The organism is Marinobacter sp. JSM 1782161, assembly GCF_011421605.1.
Taxonomy (GTDB): domain Bacteria; phylum Pseudomonadota; class Gammaproteobacteria; order Pseudomonadales; family Oleiphilaceae; genus Marinobacter_A; species Marinobacter_A bohaiensis.
In genome coordinates this window covers 1,138,790-1,158,681 of record NZ_WSSA01000002.1, presented here as the reverse complement: position 1 = coordinate 1,158,681, position 19,892 = coordinate 1,138,790, and the positions used below count along the sequence as shown (strand labels likewise).

The window sequence follows — 19,892 nt, the reverse complement described above, 5'->3', positions numbered from 1 at the left end:
ACGCGAACAACGAGGTAGATTCAATGAAACTGAAAACGAAACTGATCGTCTCGGGCATCCTGACCGCCTCCATGGCTGCAGGCAGTGCCTACGCAGCCGTATCAGAGCAGGAAGCCGCCAAGCTGGGCGGTTCGCTGACGCCGATCGGTGCCGAGAAGGCCGGCAACGGCGGTGAGATTCCGGCCTGGGATGGCGGGTTGCAACAGGTCCCGGCCGGCTATGAAGGGGACGGCATCTATGTGAATCCGTTCCCGGACGAGCAGGAGCAGTTCCGCATCGACCAGAGCAATGTGGACCAGTACGCCGACAAGCTGTCGCCGGGCCAGGTCAAGATGATCAAGAAGTACGACGACTACTTCATCCCGGTCTATCCGACCCACCGCACCTCGGCGTATCCGCAGGAGATCTATAACGAAACCCGCGAGAACGCCACCCAGACCGAGCTGGTGCCCAGTGGCAACGGTATGGAGAACTACACCGACGGCGTGCCGTTCCCGGTCCCGCAGAATGGCCTGGAGGCCATCTGGAACCACATCACCCGCTATCGGGGTGGTTCCGTGTCCCGCAACGTCGGCCAGGTCACCCCGACCGCCGATGGCAACTACAGCGTGGTGCATTTCCAGGATGAGCTGACCTGGCGGGCCGCCCTGCAGGATTTCGATCCTGAAGAGGACCAGAACGTGCTGTTCTACTTCAAGCAGGCGATCACCGGGCCGGCCCGTCTCGCGGGCAATGTTCTGCTCGTTCACGAAACCATCAACCAGGTGACCGAGCCGCGTCGCGCGTGGGTCTACAACGCCGGCCAACGGCGTGTGCGCCGGGCGCCCCAGGTGGCCTACGACGGCCCGGGTACCGCGGCTGACGGCATGCGGACGTCCGACAATTTCGACATGTACAACGGCGCGCCCGACCGCTACAACTGGGAGCTGGTGGGCAAGAAGGAGATGTACATCCCCTACAACTCTTACGAGCTGGTGGACCGGGATCTGGACTACGACCAGATCATCAAGGCCGGCCACATCAACCAGGCGCTGACCCGCTACGAACTGCACCGGGTCTGGCACGTGCGCGCGACCCTCAAGGAAGGGGAGCGTCACATCTACGCCCAGCGGGACTTCTACATTGACGAAGACAGCTGGCAGGCGACGGTGATCGATCACTACGATGGCCGCGGCGAACTCTGGCGTGTTGCCGAAGCCCACAGCATGTACTTCTATGACCAGAAGGTGCCCTGGTACGCGATCGAGACGCTCTACGACACCCTGTCCGGCCGCTACCTGGCCCTGGGGCTGACCAACGAGGAAGAAAACCCGTACGAGTTCGGCACCCAGCGCCACTCCCGAGAGTATACGCCGGCCGCCCTGCGCCGCGCCGGTACTCGCTAGGATCGACGATCCCTGCAAAGCCCCGGTCTCCGTGCCGGGGCTTTTTCGTTGTCCCCAATTAAACGTTTCCGGTGCCGTAAGAATTAATTACAGCGGCTTTGCCTTATGGGCGAATTCTGTATTAATCTACATGCAGAACAAAAACAAACGGTAATAAGATAATAAGCTATTCTATTGGTTAGTTATAAAACGATGCGAGCTGACGAGGTTCGATATCGCAAGCTAGGATTCAACATAATAAAAAGGTTCGACAAAACAAAAAGATTCGCCATAACAAGAAAAACGGAGGGCGAAAGCAACACCACATTTGTGCGGTTGGCCTGGATCGCGCAGCATTAATTGGGGCAGACAGTGAAGAGCATTCAAGACGTACCCGCGGCGAATGACGATTTCGCCGGGCAGGCCCGTGCCGTTCCTCCCGGTGATCTGATCTGGGATCTCCTCAGCCACCGTATTCGTATGCCGGTCGCTCCGGACCGTTGCATCGCCCGTCCAGCGCTGCAGGCGCGTGTCGCCGCAGCCGTCGCGCCGGGGCGGGTGCTGCTGGTGGAAGCGCCGGCTGGATTTGGCAAGACCCAAGCCGTCCGTGCCGCGTTGGCTGAAGCCTTCGAGTCGGCGGCCTGGGTGAGCCTGGAATCGCGGGACAATGATCCCGCCCGCCTCCTGGCGCTCCTGGCACTGGCGCTGGGGCAGGACCAGCGCCTGGACCGCACCGCGTTTCACGAAGGCGATTTCCCCGATCGCCTGTCCTATCTTTGTCAGCTCTACGCCAAACAGCGTCGGCAGTCGCCGGCGAGCGTGCCCGACTGTGTTGTGCTGGACAACGTCCACTGGCTGAGTCATCCGGCGGCCCTGGACATGGTCGAGCAACTGGTGGCGGAATTGCCGGAAGGGCTGTCCCTGGCGCTTCTGTCCCGTGAGCAGGTCCCGTTTTCCACCCATGCCTCGACCCTGAACGGTCAGATGGTCCGGTTGGGTATGGACGCCTTATCCCTGTCCCTGCCAGAAACCCTGACCCTATATGACGCCGAGCTGGCGGCCGGACGAGTTTCCAAGGCCGCCGTCGAACACCTGCATCATCTTTCCGAGGGGTGGCTTACCCCGCTGCAGCTCTATCGGCTGGAGCTTGACGACGACGGGCCGACGCCGCGCACCATCCTGGAAAGCCCGGCGGTGGCCCGTTTTTTCAAGGACGGGCTGATGGCGCGTTTCACGCTGGAGGCGCAGACGCTGTTGTTCCAGATGGCCGAGCCGGAGCTGGTGAGCGACGCCCTGTTCGATGCCGTCAAGGACGGCCCCGGCGAGCTGGATCTGCTGCCCTCGGTGGCGTGCCAGAAAGGGCTGCCGGTGTGGCCGGTGGCGGGCAAGGCACGCTGGTATCGGTTCAATCCGCTGTTCCGGGACTGGCTACTGGGCAAGGAGCTCTGCGGCCGCAGCGGGCGGGCGGTGCGCGCCAGCCGCTGGTTCGAGGCCCGGGGCGACCTCTGCGAAGCGCTGACCCACGCCCTGCGAGGGCAGGACGCCGATCGCGCCCTCGATATCGCCGCGTCCGGCTCCGAAGCCCTGCTGGTGGGGCAGGACACCGGGGCGTTGCTGAACTGGCGCCGCTACCTGCCCATGCACCTGGTGGAAAAGAGCCCGCGACTGCGCCTAGTTTACGGCTGGGTACACGCCATTGGTGGCCAGTTTGCCCACGCTGAAAAGCTGATTGGTGCGCTCGATCCGGAAGACCGGGCCGCGCTCCGGGGGCGTCTGGCGACCCTGCAGGGCTTTATCCTGCGGGGGCGGGGAGTGATCGAACCGGCCCTGGACGCCGTCTACGAAGCGGTGGCGGACCCCGAGCTGTCCGACCATGCCCGCATGATGGCCCTGTGGATCCGATCCAGCGCGCTCTGTGCCGACCAGCGTTACACCGAGGCCCGTGATGCCAATCGTGAAGCGGCGCGGCTGGCGCGGGAATCCGGCGATGCCGGTTGCGAGATCCTGGCGGTTTACGACCATGCCCGGATCGAGCTGGGCCGCGGTCACATCAAGCGCGCCGAAACCCTGATCCGGCGCGGTATCGATGTGGCCCTGAGTGTTCCCTACCAGCCGCCTCGGGTCGGCGAAAGCCGGTTGCAGCTCAGCCTGGCGCTGGTGCTCTGGCACCAGGGGCGTTTCGATGAAGCCGAGGCCTGCCTGGTTCGCTCCGCGCGACAGGCCGAACAGTGTCGTGATCTGGGCGTCCTGCTGAACATGGGCTTGCGGGCACTGATCGCAAAAGCCCGGGGCGAACTGGAACAGGCCTTTGGCTGGATCGGTCAGGCCGAGCGGACCATGCAGCTCTGGCAGGTGGACGACGTGGTCTATCGGCCGGTGCTGGACGCCCTGCAGGTGTCCTGCTGGCTGCACACGGACCAGTGCGATCACATCGGTGAACTTCTGGAGCGGCGCGATGCCCAGGGCGATGCGCCTCTGGTGCCCGAGCTGTTCCCCATGCTGCCGGGCCTGCTGGAAACCCTGCGGATCCGTCACGATATTGCCGCCAGCCGTCTCGAGGTGGCCCAGGCCAAGCTGGACCGTTACCAGCAGGCGGGTCGGGAAACCGAACGCCCCCTGGGGCATCTGATTTACGGCAAGATCCTGCAGAGCCTGATCCATGATCGGGCCGGCAAACCCGACCGGGCTCTGGTGTCCCTGCGCGAGGCGTTGCAGGAGGCGGCGCCCGAGGATTACATCAGCCCGTTCGTGGAAGTGGAGCGGCCCCTGCGGGAGCTGCTGCCCAAGGTGTTGGCTTCGTCCGGTGACAGCCCGTTCCACGATGCCCTGCGCGGGTATTTCCGCGTGGAAAAAAGGCCGAATGCAGGTTCCGGCGAGGAGCTTCAGGAGCCGATCAGCGAGCGCGAACGAGGCGTTCTGGAGCTGATCGCCATCGGGCTCTCCAACCAGGACATCGCCGACCGGCTGCATATTTCCCTGCATACCGTGAAGACCCACGCCCGCCGGATTAACGCCAAGCTGGGCGTGCGCTCGCGCACCCAGGCGATAGTCCGCGCTCGCGAGCTGGGCGTTCTGTAACGGTTAGCCGGGCGCTCGCAACGATCAGCCGACGCCCATCAGGCCGGCATGGGCGTATCGTCGCGGTGGGGCGTGGACTGGCCGGCGTTGACGAGTTCGTCGATCTGCCGGTCCTTGGCCAGCCAGAGGTCGTCCACCCAGGCCTGGAATGCACGCTTCAGGGCTTCGTCGTTGGCATAGTTCATACCGCGGAAATGGGGCGGGATGTCGATGGTGCGCACCCGGATCACCACCCGCCTGATACGGCCGCAAAGGTAGTCCCAGAAGCCATGCTGCTGGTCCGGGTAAACGATCGTGACGTCCAGCAGGGTGTGCAGCATTTCACCCATGGCGCCAAGCACAAACGCCGTGCCGCCCGCACGGGGCTTGAGCAGGTGGCGGTAGGGCGAGTTCTGGGCCGCGTGTTTGGCCGGCGTGAATCGGGTGCCTTCCATGAAATTGAACACCGTGACCGGCGTGTAGCGGAACTTCTCACAGGCCGCGCGAGTGGTTTCCAGATCCTTGCCCTTCAGCGAGGGATTGCGTGCGACCTGCTCCTTGCTGTAGCGACGCATGAACGGAAAATCCAGCGCCCACCAGGCAACGCCCAGTAATGGCACCCAGATCAGTTCCTTCTTCAGGAAGAACTTGAGCAGCGGAATACGGTCGTTCAGCACATACTGGATGATCGGGATGTCCGCCCAGGACTGGTGGTTACAGGTGACGAAATACCAGTTGTCCCGGGACAGGTTCTCCACTCCTTCCACCTGCCATTCGATGCGATGGAAAACGTCGGCCAGGCGGTTGTTGAAGCCGATCCAGATATAGGCGATCCAGTTCAGGATCACCGTGCAGACGGTGCGTACCCGCTTCACCGGTATGATCAGCTTGACGAAGGCGACGAACAGGAGAAACGGGATCAGGACCAGGGTGTCTGCAAGAATCAAGAGCGCGGCAAGGACGCCCTTGAGGGTTGCAGGCAGGAAATTCAGCATGGTGGGTTCTCGTTATTGGTGCGCGTTCAGCGCGGGTTGTCTGCGGTGTTGGCTGGATAGGCTTGAGAAGGGGCGTTGTCGCCGTCGCCGAACAGCCGTTGCGTCGTGGCGCGGGCCTGGCGGCGGATATCCGGGGTGACGTGGACGCCGAGCATGGCCAGCGCGGCCAGCATCACGGACACGTCGTCAGTGTAGCCGAGCACCGGTGTCAGGTCGGGAACGGCGTCGATCAGGCTGATGAAGTAGCCCAGGCTGCCTGAGATGACCGCCTTGCACCAGGTCGGCGTGCCCGGCGAACGCAGGGTGTAGAACAGGGTCAGACCCAGCTCGACGGGCCGGCGTCCCAGCGCCGCGGTGCGCCGGCGGAGTGTCTGCTGGAAGTCGCTGTCGGAGTAGTGTCGGGACCACCGCGACAGCTCTTCGCGCCCGGGTAGTTTCACGATCAACCCTCTTTTCTGGCGATACCACTGGTTTCGAAGCGGCTCTCCTCGCCGGTGGCCAGTTGCATCAGTGCAGGAATGCCGGTGTCCTTGCCGATCAGTTCACGAAACTCACGGTCATAGTATCCAAGGTTGTTGTGTCGAATCATAGCCTGGATTTCCTTGACGTAGGCGGCGCCGCGCTCGGAATAGCCGATCAGGCCCCGGGCGAGTTCGTTGCCGTCCGGGAAACGGCCTTCCTCGCGCGCCAGCTCGCGCTCGTTGCGCACCGCGCGATAGGTGTCGTGACGGTTGATGTTGGTGATGTAGGCCCGAATCGACGCATAGGGCGATTCGAAGGCGGCAACCTCATGGCTGGCGCCGTCGGCGCGGGCGAGTGGGACCAGTCCGCAGCCCTTGGAGAAGCACCACTGACCGAACAGGTTATTGCCTTCACGGGCGAAGCGTGAGGTTCCCCAGGCCGATTCGTTGGCCGCCTGGGCCATGACCAGCGACGGCGGCAGCACATCCAGGCGGCGCTTGAGCATCTCGAACTGCTCGGCGGATCCGGTCTCGGCGTCGACACGCAGACGGTCGGCCTGACGTTCGAGCCACTGGGCTTCCGGCTCGTCGAGCGTTTCGAGCGTGGCGGCATAATCCAGCTTGTCGCGCAGCATCAGGATGCGGGTGTTGGCCAGCACGATGCGTGGGTACAGGTATGAAAAGAAGGCCGCCTTCTTTTCAGCGGTGTCCTGGTAGCCGGTGAAGTCCGGCAGCGGCGCGTGGGCCCAGTCCGGCAGCTCGGGCAAGGCGTCCAGGGTAATATCCGCGGTGTCGTCTTCGTGGGTGTTGTCCGGGATGTGCAGGGCTCCACCTGCGAAGGCCAGGGCCAGGCCGAACAGCATGGCGGTCAGTTGGGTACCTGCCAGCATCGTTTCCTCCATTTACAGCTGTATGACGCCAATTGTAACAGGTTACGACATTGCGCCTGTTTAGATCGGTAACCGGCGTAATTTCGGAGGTTTGTGGATGTCCGGCAGAGGCTTTCAGAATCGCTTCAACCGTCGTTTCGGGCGCCGAGCAACAGGCCCAGGAACGCCTCGCCGCCGGGCAGCGTCTGGTGCAGACGCAGCACCACAAACTCCCGGTCGCTGGAGATGAAGCCGTCGAGGACGAGGCTGCCATCGCCACTGCTGAAGGTGAGCCGATCGGCGCTGGCCGTGTAGGTCAGTGGCATATTCCCGGCCTCGAGTCGCGTCGGTGGCTGCAGCTGCGCGGAGCTGATGGTCTCGCTGACCTGGAATCCCTTCAGCACCACGACCGCTTCCGCGTCGGCGACGCTGGTGATGGACAGCACGCCGTCGTCGATATGGTGCAGGAACTGGGCATCGCCGCCCAGCCCCACGAGCGTGCCGTTGAGGCGGTAGCTGGCTTCGGCCGGGCCGCCGCTGCCGGGTTCCAGTGCCAGCAGCAGTCCTTCGCCATGGGTGGGGTTGTCCAGGTTGAAGGCGAGCAGGCTGGCCTGCGGGTTGCTCGCGCCCAGCCCCTCCTGGTTGCGGATGCTGCCGGAGATGCCGTCGTACAGCAGGGCCAGACGACCGTTGTAGACGTCGCCGGCGCTGAGCTGGGATTCGATCCGGCCCACGTGGGCGGTGTCCGAACGGTCGGGGGCGGACATGCCGACGGCGCCGCTGGCATTCCGATGCAGGCTTCGCGCGTCCGCGGCCTGGGTGTAGTCGCCCGGCCCGGTCCCGCTCCAGGTGCCGACCAGCGACTCGACGCGGAAGGGCTGGGTCACGTCTCCCAGCTCGGCGGAAAAGCTGACGACGTTGTAGTCGTCCTTGAGGGTTGCGACATCGAACGCCTCGCTCTGGGCCAGACTGATGTCAAAGGCGGACAGGTAGTATGCCTCCAGCGTCTCCAGTCGCTGGTAATCCTCGCCGTCCCTTTCCAGCTCGATGGCCTTGCCGCCGGAGAAACGGGCGGACAGCAGGCTGTCGGGGTAGTCATCGGACAACAGGATATGAGCATCGAGGAAGAAGGGATTGCGGGTCCAGCCCACGGGCATGGCGCTGTTCCTGTCGGTGATGCTCTGGTATAGCGACTGGCCGGCGAGTAACCGGTCCCGGTCAACGATGCTGGCGGCGCTGGGTGAGGTGGCGTGGCTGTTGATGCCCCAGAAAGAGCGGCCGCGGGCGTCGAAGTCGCCATCGCCAAAGCGGGTCACCGTGCTGCGCTCATAGGGCACGTCGCCGGCCATGGAGGTGACATTGATGTCGAAGACGGCGAGGGAAGACAGGCTCAGTGCCGGATAGATGTAGGCGACGCCGCCGTTCTCGATGCGTTCTTCGTAGGCGCGTTGGGTGGCCCACTGGGCGGCCGGCGTGTCGGAGAAACGGCTGCTGCGCCCCAGCTCAAGGCCGAAATAGACGCTGTTCATGGTCACCGAATCGGCAGAGATGGCGCTGGTGGATGTTGGCGCCACCTGGGCCAGTCCAGCCATGTCAGCCACGTAGCCGGCGAAGTCGGCGCGGCTGTGGAGCTGCGCCAGGGCGCCTTCCAGGTCGGTGCCGTCCGGAATATCGATTTCGAAGTCCTGCACCTGGTCGGCCAGTGTCGACCACACGAACTTGTTGATGCACAGGCCGTCGCTGTCGGTGGATTCGACGCAGTCCATGACGGTTGCGAACTCGGCCGCGTTGTAACCTCCCAACCCGTGGCGCACCAGATACTCTGAGAACGGATTGACCTTCACATCCCGGTCCCGGTCGGTGGCAAAGGCCCGCAGGGTGGTGCCACCGTATTCCGCTTCGATGAGCACGTCCGGGCCGACCGGCTGGCCGTCGGTAAAGGCGATGACGGTGAAGCCGTCGTCATCCTGGCGGGTGCGGGTGTCGGTGGAGCTGAGCGGATTCAGGGTGTGGTCAGTGCGGTAGACGCGCACCTGGTCCGGCTGCACCAGGCGCAGGTTGCGTCGGGACCGGGGCGCCGAGGGCGCGAGCAGTGAGGGCACCTCCAGCGTAATGCGCACCTCGTTTTTGGCCAGGCCGTTGGCGTTGTTGCTGTCGCCGGTGCTGGATTCGGAAAAACCATCGGCGGGGTTTTTGGTGCCGGGGAAGCTGTTGGGTCGCTGGCTGGCTTCCTCAACGGCGTCGTCACCTCCACCACCGCAGGCCGTCATGAGCAGTGCCGGGGTCAGAGTCAGACACGTCGTCAGGAGCAGGCGGGTCAACGCCCGCTTACGAAACCGGATAGAGGAGGGCATGTGGTGATTGTTTCCCTGTTGTTTTTACAAAGGGTAACAATCGCGAGCGGTGGAAAAAGTGAGGGAGGGCACGGAATGCAAACCGGGGCCTCTGGAGGCCCCGGCCGATGCTGGAAATCGGTGCTGGACATGATGACTGAACAGGGTTGCTGGACAGCGTTACTGAACAGATAGCCCGCTGGCCGATTGCACCGTACGCGCGATCAGAAGTAGAGCTTCATGCCGGCCATGATGCCTTCGTCCAGGTTGATATCGCCGTGGGAATCCAGATCGGTGTTGAGGTAGCGGTAGCCGCCGAAGACCTCGGCGTTGCGGATGACGCGGTAGCTGACGCGCGCCTCGACGCTGGTCATGTCATCCGAGTCGCCGAAAGACAGAATGCTGGGAGCGTAATGAAGTGCGCCATTGACCGACAGTCCGGGTACGCGGGGGATGTTCATGGTAGCGAAGCCGCCGATGCCGACAGCGCCGCCGTCCAGGTCATCGTCGTCCCAGCCAATGCCCTTGAAGCCGATACCGGCGGTCGTGGGCAGGTTGCCAACGGCGGTGCGGCCCTGCGCGTGCACGTCCAGGTTGACGATGTGACGGCTGCCGTCGTGGTAGGTGTAACCGGCACCGGCCTGCAGGTCGGCGGTGTTCGGCATGAAGTTGATCTGGCCCTTGGCGGAATCGTTGGTCAGGCTGAGGTCGAAATCCGCGGCCATCGCAGGTGTTGCTGCGGCGGCGGCCAGGGTGAATGCCATAGCTGAAAGGCGGCTGTATTTCATGGATGTGTCCTTATCGTTCGTTCTTGATGGTTCTTTGATAGATGGTTCTTTGGTAGATAGCTTTTGTGTCGATGGCTCGTCGGCAAATAGCTCGACGCCATTGTCTTTTCTGTTGGATCGTTAATCGTTTCTTCCGATGAAACCTGCGGCTCATGCTAGCGATGGGCTATGGGCCGCTCAACTTAAAGCTCTGTTACGGTCTGGTCATTTGCCGCGAGTCACCGATAGCGCTCAGGCCGTTTGTACTCCCGCAGAACAAACGCCCGAACGATCAGTGCTTCAGCAGATCGGTATCGTCCTCATCGTCCGGCAGGTCATCGGGACGGGCGTCTTCGGCGGGGATGCGATAATCTTCATTCGCCCAGGCGCCCAGATCAATCAGTTTGCAGCGTTCGCAGCAGAAGGGACGGTAGGGATTCTTGGTATCCCACTCCGCCTCAGTCTTGCAGGTTGGACAGGTTACAAGCATGGATGGTTCATTACCGGTTGGCGATCAATGGCTTCGTGATGGCTGGTCAAGGAGTAACCGTACCATCGAGCGTCATGTTAACCGGCTCAGACGTCGATTGCACTCCGGCAGAATTGCTCCAGCACCGCCCGGAGCATCTCCATGTTGACCGGTTTGGCGACAAAGGCGTCCATGCCCGCGCGGCGGCACTTCTCTTCGTCCTTCTCCATGGCGCTGGCGGTCAGCGCCACCACCGGAACGGCCGGCTGGTTCAGCTCCTTTTCGCGCTGGCGCAGGCGGCGGGTGGCTTCGAAACCGTCCACCCGGGGCATGACGCAGTCCATGAAAATCATGTCGAACTGGTGCCACTGGATCAGCCCCAGGGCCGCCTCGCCGTCGTTGGCGGTGGTTACCTCGCAGCCGAGCTTTTCCAGAAGGCGCCGGGTCAGGGTGCGGTTGACCGGGTTGTCCTCCACCAGCAGCACTCGCATCCTGTGGCTGGGCAGTGGTTCGCGGTCGCGCTGCTCGGGGCCGGGTTGCAGGGAGAATCGGGTGAGGAAGGTGCGCTCGCGGTTCGCGCGGTCGGAAAACAGTTGGTGCAGGATGGGCGTCAGGCAGGATTCACGCAGGGACTTGCTGAGGAAGCCGTCGGCGCCGGCCTGTCGAAAATGTTCGGCATCGCCACGCTGGGGGTTGGAAGACAGCACCAGGATGCGCACGTCCTTCCACTCGGGATTCTCTCGCACCTGCTGGCACAGCAGATCGCTGTCCATGTCCGGCACGAAGCCGTCGAGTATGATGGCATCGAAAGGCGCGCCACTCTCACTGCTTTGACGCAGCGCCAGGATCGCTTCTGCGGCGGAGCGTACCGCCTCGATGTCCACGTCGTGCCGCGACAGCATTTCCAGCGTGATTTTGCGAGACAGGGCGTAGGAATCCACCACCAGCAGGCGCTTGCCGCTGATCATGCGTGAATCCGGGCGGACCCGGGCGGTGGCGTCCGGCGCGACGGCGAGGTTGAGCTCGATCCAGAACGTGGAGCCTTCGCTGGGGCGGCTCTCAACATCGAGCCGGCCGCCCATCAGATTCACCAGTTGGCGGCAGATGGTCAAACCCAGGCCGGCGCCGGGAAGCTGGCGGCGGAAGCGTTGACCGAGCTGCACGTAAGGCTCGTAGACCAGCGGCAGGTCTTCGGAGTGGATGCCTACGCCGGTGTCTTCCACCGCCACTCGCAGCTGGACCTGGTGATTGCGGTAGCCAAGCACTTCGACACTGATCAGCACATGGCCGGAGTCGGTGAACTTGATGGCGTTGGAGGCCAGGTTCAGCAGCACCTGGCGCAGCCGGATCGGATCGCCGCGCAGGGCCGAGGGCAGGTTCTCGTCCACTCGCAGCTCCAGTGCCAGCCCCTTCTCGCGGGCGCGGTCGCCCAGCATGATCACCACATCGTTGAGGGTGTCGCGCGGGTCGAAGGGAATGTCCTCCAGCACCATCTTGCCCGCTTCCATGCTGGAGATGTCGAGCAGATCGTTGATGATGGCGGACAGGCTTTCCGCGGAGCTTTGCAGCGTGCGTACAAAATCACGCTGTTCGTTATCCAGTTCGGTGTCGTCCAGCAGGCTGGCGTAACCCAGCACCGATTGCAGGGGCGTCCTCAGTTCGTGGCTGACGTTGGCCAGGAACAGGTTCTTGGCGTGGTTGGCGCGCACCGCTTCGTCGCGTTCGTCCCGGGAGCGCAGGTTGGATTGGCGCAGGTCCCGGGCCTCTTCCAGCAACTGGTTGCGCATCACATTGAGGGCGTGTTCCACCTCGCTCAGTTCGTCGGGGCGACGGGGTGGCTTGCGGCGCAGTTTAAGCGGGGCGATCAGGGCGTCGAAATTGAGGCGCTTGATATAGTCGGCGATGGCTTCCATGTGCCGGGTCAGGGTCAGGCGCATGATCACCAGCAGGCCCAGGGTGCCGAGCATGACGATCAGGGTCTGGAATAGCAGCAGGAGCAGGCCACGGCCGACCACGTCGTTGTAGACCGTTTGCAGGGAGGAGGCGATGGTCAGCGTACCCAGCACCTGACCGGCTCGTTCGCCGGAGGCCAGCTTGATCTGGAAGTGCTGTTCGAGGCGTTCGTCATAGACCGGAGTGCCGACGCGGAACACGTCGCCGGTCTCGGACCGGACTTCGGCGTACTGCATCGACGGAAACGCCATCAGGCCGTCAAGGCTGGTTCTCACCGCTTCGAAATCGAGCATCCAGAGGTTGCTGCTAAGGACCGGAATCAGCATCTCGGCGGCCCGGTTCTGGACTTCCTTCAGGTCGCTCTTGCGGCGCTCGAATTCGCCGGCCATTTGAGCTCCGGTAGCGCCCAGTGAGAGCAGGAAACTGAATGTCAGAACATAAACCAGCAACCGGGCCGCCAATGGCCGAATGCCAAGTTTCTTGAGGGATAGTTTCAATGCCACGCTACCGGTTCCCTGGTCGAGTGCTGCGACTACGGCAATTCCTGGTTCGAATGTGCAAGCAAGTATCGTTCCAGAACCTTGATCGATCCCGGAAATCGCGGTTGCCGAATCACTGAGCCTCCAGTTTCAGCCCCGATTGGCTGGAATCTCAGTCTAGCAGAGTTACCGTCAAAACGGTTACGTGCCCGTCGTCGAAGCGGAAGCGCACATTGTGGTCATATAGGTGCGCGCCGTACACCCGTTCCTCGATCCGGCCCCGACGAAATGACGGGCGCGGATCGTAGGCCACCACGTCCTCGATCAGGCTGCGGAAATCCGGATAGCGGTCGCCGTCCAGCGCCTGAAGCTGACGCTCGGCGTCATCCGAGAAGATCACCGTCAGCCGCTCGGTGGGCGCGTCCGAGGCCCATTCGATATGGGCGTCGGCCACCACATCGGCAAACGGCAGGTAAGGTTTGATGTCCAGGATGGGCGTGCCTTCGATCAGGTCGTGCTCGCGGATCCGCAGGACCAGGTTGCCCTCCCGGCGGGACAGCCCCTCGTTGCGCACCACGGACAGCCCGAGACTGTTCGGGCGGAATGGCGAGCGGCTGGCAAAGACGCCGATCTTCCGGTTACCGCCCAGGCGCGGCGGGCGGATGGTCGGACGCCACTCGGCACGGACGGCTTCGTGGAACTGGAAGGTCAGCCACAGGTGCGAGCAATTTTCCAGGCCGCGGAAGGCGTCCTCGCGGTTATAGGGCGGCTGGATCACCAGGTCGGCCCAGGCGTGGCGGGTCAGGCCGGGCTGTCGCGGCACGCCGAACTTGTCGCGGAAACAGGAGCGGGTGATGGCAACGGGCTCGAGTGTCAGGGCGTCCTGCGCCGGACGGGATGGATGACGGCTCATCGGATGTTGCCTGCGAAGAACATCTCGATCCGCAGGGTGAGCGAGGTGGTCGCGTCAAAACTGTCGTCGCGGTAGAAATTCACAGCGGGGATGACCTCTCCGTATAACCAGGTGCTGTACAGGCGATAGCGGTACGTAAAGTCGCCGAAATACTCCGTGGTGCGCCAGTCCGGCTGACTTTCGCCGAGAATGCCAAGGCGCGGGTTGAGTTCGGCCCGGTTGTTGGGCCGTGACACCATACTCAGGATCTGCGAGAACTCAAACTCCCGGTCGGAATGGACCCAGCGCAACTCCGAGGCGCTCAGGAAATTCCACTCGCCGATACGACGCCGGAACCCCAGCCAGGTACTCTCGCCCCAGCCATCCTGGTGGAAGTAATAGACGCGCTGGTCAATGTTCAGGCGCCACGCCGGCGACAGCTCAAACTCGCCCTTGGCGCGGGCCCGCCAGAAGGCGTCCGGCGGCAGGCGCAGGCGCGCGCCCACGTCGTTGGTGAGGTTGATCATGTCCGTCAGGTCGGTGATGTAGCGCAGCGCGCCGGTGGCTTCGGTGTCGGTCCGTTCGGCATCGGTGAGCTGGCGGTCCCGGTCCCGCTCGGCGAGGGATTTGGTCTCCTCGCTCTCGCTTTCAATGACCAGTCGCAGTTTTTCCTCGACCGTGGGCAGGTCCAGGCGGAACCGGGCCTCAGGTTCGATCTGGGCCAGGTCGCCGGTTTCCGAGCGCGTGGCGAAACCGATGCGCAGGTAGCTCTCATTGGCGGGCAGGGCATAGGCATCGCCGGACAGGGTGCGGTCGGCCCAGGCGCCCATGCTTTGCACCTGCACCGAGCGGCGCTGGTGTTGGCGGATGACCCAGTCGGAGGCGTCGATCCACCAGGAGTCGACAAGCGGATAGTTGGTTTCGTCGGGTGAGAAGGTGTAGTAGTCCGCCGGCACCGCGTCCATCGTCAGCGGCGCCGTGTAGGCTTCCTCTTCGCCGTTGGTGGCTGCGCCCACTGATACCGACCCAAAGAGAGCGAAGACGCAGACAAGACCGCAGAGGCCGCGGGGCGGTGGGCTAGTCCGGGGTTTTGCCATCGAGCTCATATCGCAACGCTTTCGCCTGTTGCTCCAGGGTGGTCCGTTTCGCCCTGGGGCCGAACAGTCCGGTGACGTGCAACAGCAACCGGCTGGCCGAACGCAAGCTATCGCCTTTCTTGCGGGGGATCACGTGAATATGGGCGTGCGGAACCGTCTGATTCGCCGCCTCGCCATCGTTGAGCAGAATATGGGTGCCGTTCAGCCCCAAGCCCAAGCGCCGCTGGCCTCGCAGGATCCGTTGGGCCACGTTGAACAGGTGCTCGGAGGTTTCCGGAGCCAAATCGGTGATCTGAACGGCGTGTTCAACCGGGATGACCAGGACGTGCCCGTCGCCCAGCGGGTGGATGTCCATGAAGGCGAGACAGTGATCGTCTTCATAGACGAGCGCCTTGGGGGCCTTGCCCTGGGCAATCTCGCAGAAAATGCATGCTCGGGTCACGGATGGGCTGTCCTTGTCGCGTTCAGGCCTCAGAAAGCTGCTGGTGGATGCGCACCACCTGACTTTCAGCTTCGTCGAGCGCGCCTGAATTGTCTATGACGAAATCCGCGCGGTTGAGCCGCTCCTGACGATCCATCTGGGCGGCGATGATCCGCTCCACCTGGTCCCGGTCATTTGCGTCCCGGGCCATGGTGCGCTCGATCTGCACGTCGACCGGCACATCGATCACGATGACCCGGTCCACCAGCTGGTTCTGGTCGGTTTCCAGCAACAGCGGGGAGACGAGCAGAACGTAACCCGCCTCATAATCGGCAGGCGGCGCGGCGTCCTCGCTCAACCAGAGCTGGCGCATCAGCTCCTGCCGGATGATCGGGTGCAGGAGCTGCTCAAGCCACTCCCGCTCGGCCGGTTGCTCGAACACGATTTGCCGCAACGCAGCGCGGTCCAGGGCGCCACTGCCGTCGAGAATATCGCGGCCGAAGTGCTCAGCGATACGCTCCAGCGCCGGCTGGCCGGGCTCGACGACCCCCCGGGCGACCGTGTCCGCATCCACCGCGTGGACACCGTGCGCCTCGAACAACGCTGTGATGCTCGATTTGCCGCTGCCGATCCCGCCTGTCAGACCAATAACGCGCATACGATCTCCTACACGCCCAGAAAGTTGAACCAGAAGCTCTGCAGCTCTGGCCCGAACCACAGCGCGAGCAGACCGGCAATCGCCAGGTAGGGCCCGAACGGAATCGGTACTTCACGGCCGTGGCCCCGGAACACGATCAGGCTGATCCCGATCACCGCGCCGACAACGGAGGAAAGCAGGATGACGGCCGGCAGCAACTGCCAGCCCAGCCAGGCGCCCAGGGCACCGAGCAGCTTGAAGTCGCCGTGGCCCATGCCTTCCTTGCCGGTCACGATCTTGAACAGCCAGTAGATGGACCAGAGGGACAGGTAGCCGAAGATCGCGCCCCAGAACGCGCTCTGGAAGTCGGTGAGCACGCCGAAATAGTTCAGGATCAGGCCCAGCCAGAGCAGGGGCAGGGTGATGCTGTCCGGCAGCAGTTGGGTGTCGAAGTCGATCACCGTCAGCGCAATCAGCGCCCAGACCAGCACCAGCGCCCAAAGGCTGGCCGGCGTCGCACCCAGCCAGGCCACAGTAAACACGGACAGAATGGCCGTGGCCGCCTCAATCAGCGGGTAGCGAATGGAAATGCCGGACTTGCAGGCGGCACACTTGCCACGTAGCAGCAGGTAGCTGATGACCGGAATGTTTTCCCAGGGCTTGATCTCGTGGCCGCAGGAGGGGCAGGTGGAATTGGGCGAGGCGAGGGTGATCTTCCGATCGTCCTTGCGTTCGCCCTCTGGCACCTCCAGGAAATCTTCGCACTGGCAGCGCCAGTCCTGCTCCATCATCTTGGGGAGGCGGAGGATGACGACGTTCAGGAAGCTGCCGATGCAGAGGGTTAGGAATACAAGAACCGGGTAAAGGTAAGCCGGATATGAGAACAGGGCTTCGAGAGTTGGCATGAACGTATTAACTTGAAGTCGAGGCGTCCGCACCACCGGCTAGAGAGCTGGCCAGTGGCGCGGACGAATTTGGATGAAGGGTGTTTTAAACCACTTGGCCCATCTGGAAAATCGGCAGGTACATGCCGATGATAAGGCCGCCGACGAGCACGCCGAGAACGGCCATGATCATTGGTTCCATCAGGGCAGTAAGGTTGTCGACCATGTCATCGACGACGGACTCGTAGTGGTCTGCGACTTTCTCCAGCATCGAATCGAGGTTACCGGATTCTTCGCCAATCGCTGTCAGCTGAACGGCCATAACGGGAAATACGCCGGCTGATCGCATTGCCGCCTGAAGCTGGGTGCCGCTGGAGACTTCTTCCTTGATCTTGGTCACGGCGTCGCGGTAGATGGCGTTACCGGTGGCGCCTGAGACCGAGTCCAACGCGTCTACGAGCGGGACGCCAGAAGCGAAGGTAGTCGATAGTACTCGCCCAAATTTGGCTACAGCTGATTTGTCCAAGATCTCGCCGATGATGGGTAGTTTTAGTACGTATTTGTCCACCAAGTCGGAAAATTTTGCGGATCTGTGCTTAGCCTCTTTAAAGGCGAATATCGTGCCTACGATACCGAGCAGAACGATAAACCACCAAGCTTGCATCCACTCCGAGATTTCTATGATGAACTGGGTGAATACTGGGAGGTCAGCGCCAAATCCTTGGAACAAGGACTCAAACTGTGGGACTACCTTGACCAGCAGGATGGCGGTTACCACGATGGCCACCACAATGACGGCGATTGGGTAAGTCATCGCTTTTTTTACTTTTTTCTTAAGTATCTCTGTCTTCTCCAGGTACGTGGCAATTCGGTCCAACATTTGCTCCAGTGCCCCGGCCTTCTCCCCGGAATCCACCAAGTTGCAGTAAAGGTCGTCGAAGTGTCTGGGGTGACGACGCAGTGCCCCTGCAAAACTGGTTCCCGATGCGACATCGTTGCGCAGGTTAATCACCAGATCCTGAAGCCCTTTGTTCTCCATGCCATCGGCAACGATGTCAAAGCTTTGTACGAGTGGCACGCCAGCTTTCATCATGGTGGCCATTTGCCGGGTCAGCATGGCGATGTCGAACGGGGTGATCTTTTTGCTTCCGCCAAACAGTGGCTTCGGCTTTTTCTTGACCTTATCGGGCATGATGCCCTGTTTTCGGAGCTGGGCTTTGACCAGCGCCTGGTTAACACCGGCGACCTCGCCTTTGGTTTTATTCCCCTTGCGATCCTTGCCTTCCCAGATGTAAGTCGCAAGCTTCTGCGCGTTTTCTGCCATCGTTAATCCTTCGTCACACGGTTCGCTTCTTCGAGACTGGTCACGCCGTCCATGACCTTTTTAATTGCGGACTGTCTCAAGTTCGCGAAGCCTTCCGCCTGAGCCTGTTTTGCAATCTGAATGGAGCTCGCCTCTTCCATAATCATGTTGGCGAGGTTCTCTGTGACCTTGACGACCTCGTAGATGCCGACGCGGCCCTTATATCCACCATTGCATTTATCACAGCCCTTGGGACGGTACAAAGTAAAGCCTGTATCGATTTGTTGCTCTGTGAAGCCTTCCTTCAAAAGCACGTCCTTGGGGACTTCGACTGGCTCCTTGCAGCTACAGAGACGTCGAGCCAGTCGCTGGGCAATGATCAGGCTGACGGAAGTTGCGATGTTGAACGCCGGTACGCCCATATTCATCATTCGCGTGAGCGTTTCAGGAGCGCTGTTGGTGTGAAGGGTCGACAGAACCAGGTGGCCTGTCTGAGCCGCCTTGATGGCAATGTTAGCGGTCTCGAGATCCCGAATCTCACCCACCATGATGACATCCGGATCCTGGCGCAGGAAAGCGCGTAGCGCTTCGGCAAAGCCCAGGCCCACCTTGTTGTTAACGTTGACTTGGTTGATGCCTTCCAGGTTAATTTCCGCCGGATCTTCAGCGGTAGAGATATTCCGCTCTTGCGTATTGAGAATGTTGAGGCCGGTATATAGGGAGACGGTTTTACCGGACCCGGTCGGACCCGTAACCAGGATCATGCCCTGTGGTTGTTCCAGGGCTTCCATATACATCTGCTTCTGTTCGTCCTCGTAGCCGAGGGCGTCGATCCCCAGCTTGGCGGAGCTGGGGTCAAGAATACGCAAAACGATCTTTTCGCCCCAAAGGGTAGGGAGGGTGTTGACCCGGAAATCGATGGCCTTGGTTTTGGACAGCTTCATCTTGATCCGGCCGTCCTGGGGGACGCGTCGCTCCGAGATGTCCAACTGGGCCATGATCTTCACCCGTGCAGCAATCTTGGGTGCAAGCTTTATGGAGGGTTTCGACATTTCCTTGAGCACGCCATCGGTCCGGTAGCGAACGCGGTAGGTTTTCTCATAGGGTTCGAAGTGGATATCTGAGGCTCCGCCTCGAATGGCGTCGAGAAGCACTTTGTTTACGTACTTTACGATTGGCGCGTCATCAACGTCGCTTGCACTGACCGCGTCGTCATCGTCATCTTCTCCGCCTTCGACATCAACACCTTCCAGATCAGCGTCTTCCAGATCTCCCATTGTCGCATCGCTGGACTCAAGGTACCGATCAATCATCTCGCGCAGCTTGGCGTCATCCACAAGAATCGCGTCGGTACTCAGGCCGGTGTTGAACTTGATCTCATCAAGAGCCTGGATGTTCGTGGGGTCTGAAACCGCGATAAAAAGCCGCTTGCCGCGTTTGTAGAGGGGGAGGGCACTGTGTTTGCGGACCAGTTTCTCGTCGACAATCTTTTCTGGCAGCATCTCGGGCGCGAATGAGCTCAGATCGAGCACCGAAACCCCAAACTCCATGGCTGCGGAGTAGGCAAGACCACGGCTATCGGCCAGGTTGTTCTGGACCAGGTAAGTGATGAGTGGGATTTTGTTGTTCGATGCTTGAATGAATGCATCTCTCGCTGCGGATTCGTCTAGCAGACCATCTTCCACAAAGCGTCGTGCGAGACCCGTGAGCGTGACGTTCTGGTTGTTTGGTGGCATAAATTCCAGTGCTGTCGACAAGTTGCTAGGAAAAGATTGATTGCCAAGTTTAGATCGCGGTTACCTGATTTGAAAGGCGCTTGTGATGTCAGTCTGTAACCTGCGCGAAGTGGTTGCTTGTGTGACGCAAAGTGTCAATTGGTGGCGCAGTGGGGCACGCAGACCGGTCGGCTAA

Annotated in this window: 16 protein-coding genes; 2 read left to right on the top strand and 14 right to left on the bottom strand. The window is 61.7% G+C overall.

Annotated features, from left to right (window positions below; translation table 11 throughout):
- Positions 1-23: 23 nt before the first annotated feature.
- Together GQB00_RS05080 and GQB00_RS22000 are read left to right on the top strand one after the other, a co-directional pair.
- Positions 24-1,385, top strand: coding sequence for a DUF1329 domain-containing protein (locus GQB00_RS05080; protein WP_165855422.1), 1,362 nt, complete (start codon positions 24-26; stop codon positions 1,383-1,385).
- A gap of 351 nt (positions 1,386-1,736) precedes the next feature.
- Entirely contained in the window at positions 1,737-4,442 is a 2,706-nt protein-coding gene (locus tag GQB00_RS22000; protein ID WP_165855421.1) for a LuxR C-terminal-related transcriptional regulator, read from the top strand.
- Between the two features lie 38 nt (positions 4,443-4,480).
- Here the strand turns inward: GQB00_RS22000 and GQB00_RS05070 are convergent, their stop codons facing one another.
- From GQB00_RS05070 to pilB, 14 genes are all read right to left on the bottom strand, one after another.
- Positions 4,481-5,416, bottom strand: a complete 936-nt coding sequence (locus GQB00_RS05070; RefSeq protein ID WP_165855420.1) for an acyltransferase — start codon at positions 5,414-5,416, stop codon at positions 4,481-4,483.
- Positions 5,417-5,442: 26 nt separating this feature from the next.
- Entirely contained in the window at positions 5,443-5,856 is a 414-nt protein-coding gene (locus GQB00_RS05065) for a YkvA family protein (protein WP_165855419.1), read from the bottom strand.
- Between the two features lie 2 nt (positions 5,857-5,858).
- Complete coding sequence (locus tag GQB00_RS05060) at positions 5,859-6,767, bottom strand: glucosaminidase domain-containing protein (protein ID WP_165855418.1); 909 nt, start codon at positions 6,765-6,767, stop codon at positions 5,859-5,861.
- A gap of 125 nt (positions 6,768-6,892) precedes the next feature.
- Entirely contained in the window at positions 6,893-9,100 is a 2,208-nt protein-coding gene (locus GQB00_RS05055) for a hypothetical protein (protein WP_165855417.1), read from the bottom strand.
- Positions 9,101-9,303: 203 nt separating this feature from the next.
- Positions 9,304-9,867 carry a YfaZ family outer membrane protein gene (locus GQB00_RS05050; protein WP_111495768.1) on the bottom strand — a complete coding sequence of 188 codons (564 nt, stop codon included), beginning with the start codon at positions 9,865-9,867 and terminating at the stop codon, positions 9,304-9,306.
- A 271-nt stretch (positions 9,868-10,138) separates the two neighbouring features.
- A complete protein-coding gene (gene yacG, locus GQB00_RS05045; protein ID WP_165855416.1) occupies positions 10,139-10,336 on the bottom strand; it encodes a DNA gyrase inhibitor YacG in 198 nt (65 codons plus the stop codon).
- Positions 10,337-10,422: 86 nt separating this feature from the next.
- Positions 10,423-12,771 (bottom strand): response regulator, encoded by a 2,349-nt coding sequence (locus tag GQB00_RS05040; protein ID WP_323127248.1) that lies wholly within the window; start codon positions 12,769-12,771, stop codon positions 10,423-10,425.
- Positions 12,772-12,919: 148 nt separating this feature from the next.
- Complete coding sequence (tsaA, locus tag GQB00_RS05035; RefSeq protein ID WP_165855415.1) at positions 12,920-13,660, bottom strand: tRNA (N6-threonylcarbamoyladenosine(37)-N6)-methyltransferase TrmO; 741 nt, start codon at positions 13,658-13,660, stop codon at positions 12,920-12,922.
- A complete protein-coding gene (locus GQB00_RS05030) occupies positions 13,657-14,655 on the bottom strand; it encodes a hypothetical protein (RefSeq protein ID WP_228160534.1) in 999 nt (332 codons plus the stop codon). Before GQB00_RS05030 ends, tsaA begins: the two co-directional genes overlap by 4 nt.
- A 61-nt stretch (positions 14,656-14,716) precedes the next feature.
- The gene (locus GQB00_RS05025) at positions 14,717-15,178 is read right to left on the bottom strand and encodes an HIT family protein (RefSeq protein WP_165855414.1); all 462 of its coding nucleotides are present in this window, start codon (positions 15,176-15,178) and stop codon (positions 14,717-14,719) included.
- Between the two features lie 22 nt (positions 15,179-15,200).
- On the bottom strand, positions 15,201-15,815 hold the full coding sequence (coaE, locus tag GQB00_RS05020; protein WP_165855413.1) for a dephospho-CoA kinase: 615 nt from the start codon (positions 15,813-15,815) through the stop codon (positions 15,201-15,203).
- A gap of 8 nt (positions 15,816-15,823) precedes the next feature.
- A complete protein-coding gene (locus tag GQB00_RS05015) occupies positions 15,824-16,699 on the bottom strand; it encodes a prepilin peptidase (RefSeq protein ID WP_165855412.1) in 876 nt (291 codons plus the stop codon).
- Positions 16,700-16,784: 85 nt separating this feature from the next.
- Complete coding sequence (locus GQB00_RS05010) at positions 16,785-18,002, bottom strand: type II secretion system F family protein (RefSeq protein WP_165855411.1); 1,218 nt, start codon at positions 18,000-18,002, stop codon at positions 16,785-16,787.
- A gap of 2 nt (positions 18,003-18,004) precedes the next feature.
- Positions 18,005-19,717: a type IV-A pilus assembly ATPase PilB gene (pilB, locus tag GQB00_RS05005; protein WP_165855410.1), complete on the bottom strand. Its 1,713-nt coding sequence runs from the start codon at positions 19,715-19,717 to the stop codon at positions 18,005-18,007.
- Between the last annotated feature and the right edge of the window lie 175 nt (positions 19,718-19,892).